Annotated in this window: 2 protein-coding genes; one reads left to right on the forward strand and one right to left on the reverse strand. The window is 63.9% G+C overall.

The genetic code is table 11. The features are described 5' to 3' along the window. The first annotated feature begins 203 nt into the window (after nt 1–203). Nucleotides 204–1670, forward strand: coding sequence for a 5'-methylthioadenosine/S-adenosylhomocysteine nucleosidase (locus ABZ719_RS37480; RefSeq protein ID WP_366729644.1), 1467 nt, complete (start codon nt 204–206; stop codon nt 1668–1670). A gap of 307 nt (nt 1671–1977) precedes the next feature. Here the strand turns inward: ABZ719_RS37480 and ABZ719_RS37485 are convergent. Continuing rightward, a partial coding sequence (locus ABZ719_RS37485; RefSeq protein WP_366729645.1) for a hypothetical protein occupies nt 1978–2627 on the reverse strand: 650 nt, incomplete at its 5' end.

A 2627-nucleotide genomic window follows, 5' to 3' on the forward strand; every position in this document is an offset into this window, starting at 1 on the left:
GACCGCCCCCTTGTGGATACCGCATGCCCCGGTGATATCGCAGAGGACTGGCGCCCGTCAGCCCCTACGACACCACGAGTTCAACCTCAGTAACCGTCCTTGAACAGGGTTGTCGGACCCGAGGGCTACCCTGTGATCCAGGTCGTAGGGGCAACGGCTTCACGATCGCTCGAGTAGGCATGCCAGTCTTCGTGAGGTGCTAAGTGCGTTCACCCAGCGGAAAAATCGTTGTCTTCACCGCGCTGCCGCTGGAGTACCGCGCCGTGCGATCACATGTCACGGGCCTGCAGCGGGTCGACCACGAGGCGGGGACGATCTTCGAGCATGGCCGGATCCCTGAAACCAACTGGGAGGTGTACCTCGCTCAGGTCGGCCAGGGGAACCAGGGCGCAGCCATTCTCACTGAACGTGCCATCCAGATGATCCGACCAGACGCCGTCTTCTTCACGGGTATCGCTGGCGGTATGAAGCACGACCTCGCACTGGGCGATGTCGTGGTCGCGACCCGAGTCTTCGCCTATCACGGGGGCAAGCAGGAAGGCACCTTCAAGACCCGGCCCGAGACGTGGCAAGCATCGCATCGCCTTGAACAGGCAGCTCGTTTCGCTGCGTTGGACCCGCGCTGGGCGCGGGCTCCGCTGCCTGCGGGCCGGGAAGCTCCCGAAGTCCACTTCAAGCCGATCGCCGCTGGCGAGGTAGTTGTCAACGCCCAAGCGTCCGCGCTGCAAGAGCTCCTAGACGAGCACTACAACGGCGTTGCCGCGATCGAGACGGAAGGGGCAGGCTTCGCAGGCGCCGCATCTTTGGCCGACCAAGTGCCGGCACTGGTCATCCGCGGAATCAGTGATCGGGCTGACGGCAGCAAGCAGCAGACGGATACAGGCGGCTTCCAGCTCATCGCCGCCGACAACGCTGCTGCCCTAACCATCGCCGTAGTCAAGGCCCTGCCCTCTCCTGGAGCGACCAAGGCCGAGCTGCAATCTTCGCGCTCCGATACTGTCGATGCCCCTCCCATCGCCGCTCTCATAGGGCAACAGCTCAAAGAGCCGATGCCAGTTACCTGGCGCACGAAGCTGCTACCGCCAAGGTCCAGCGAAAGTGCCACGCTGGAAGTTCACCTGATCGCGGAGGACAGCCCCTGGCTACCTTTGCGCCAGATGAACCAGCTCAAGGACAAGCTTGTATCTCTGGGGCGGTCGGAGGCATTCTTCACAGCCACTGAGGAGGTCTCCAGCGTCCTCGAAGCCGACTTTGCCGCTGCGTACGCCCGTGATCCGAGGAGCGGACGCAGCGTTGGTCTCCTGATTACTCGGTCTGGTCAGCTCAGTTGCTGGGAGTCGTTGCCCCGTTCCACCAGACTGCACATGCCGGTACTCGACCCGAAGCACACCCAGGAGCGCGTTGCCGACCTGCTCCGGCTTCTGCTGCGTCTCCACGACGACATACCGCACACCCGATTCGCCCCCGCACTGGCCATCGACCCCGCTGACATGCTAACCGTGATGAGCCTGGAGGCCGCTAGGAGCTCCACCAGCGCGACTCTGGCACGCAGCGGGCGCGGGGGCGCAGTACAAATCACGCCCGACGAGATCTGGGATGCCGCGAACGTCGGCGCCGCCGTGCCAACAATCGCCGAGGAGCTCACCCTGAGGCTTATGCAGCACTTCTGAAGCTCGCGCGGTCGCTTCGGTCTCAGCTCTGGTCTCATTCGCCCCCGTCCGGACGGGGGCGTCACGAGCACTCCGCCGCAGGTCAGGACTCCTACGACGCCCGCCGAGCCGCCGAACGAACATTTGGAAAGAGTGTTGATAGAGGCCCTAGCAGGGCTTCACTACCTGTAGACGAACCGTCTCAACCGCGGGAAATCCGCGTACTGGTGACTGCCCTCGGAGGTCGAAACCGTCCCTCAGGCGTCTTCTCGGCGTGCCTGGCGCACTCCCGACGCGCTCAGGTCTCAGGTGTCGGCAGACACGTAGATCACCTCTCGGGAGGCGGCTCTACCTCAGCCGGCGGCTGCCACACCTCCATATCAGCCCTCATGAGGTCCACCCGGGGGATGGCCCCTGAACGGGCCAGCATGTCCTCTCCCGCTTCGAGGTATCGGTGCAAGCACTTCTGCACCCACGTGAAGTAAGCGTCCACGTCTGACTGGGCCCTGGCACCTGTGACCGGATCTGGCCAGGCCATGTATGCATAGCGTCCCACCAGCCCCGAAGCCGACTCCAGAAGCTGCCGCAGCCGCAGAGAGTCGAGACGCGCAGCTGTAACGCGTACCGACCGCTTGAGCGCATCCAGGGCCTCTCGGGCGGCCACGCCTTCAGGTCCCTGATTTCGGGCTAGGGAGAGATGTGCAGGCTCCCTCATCCGGGGCAACGTCTGCTGGACAACGAAGAGAGCATCCAGCGCTTCGGCCGCGGCCGCGCGGCTGTCCGCTTCGCGCATCAGCAACCGTTCCTCCTTGGCCACCGCGATGCGCGCATCGCGGTCGGCCTTGAGGATTCGCGTGGTCTGGCTTCTGGCAGCCCAGTAGGTCGCTACTGATTTCGGCTCGTCGGGGTGAACCTTCATGAAGTCTGTGAGGGACCCGGAGTGATGCCTGTATCCCATGGTGTGTGAGATATGCGGAT

Source organism: Streptomyces sp. NPDC006743 (genome assembly GCF_040703815.1).
Classification (GTDB): domain Bacteria; phylum Actinomycetota; class Actinomycetes; order Streptomycetales; family Streptomycetaceae; genus Streptomyces.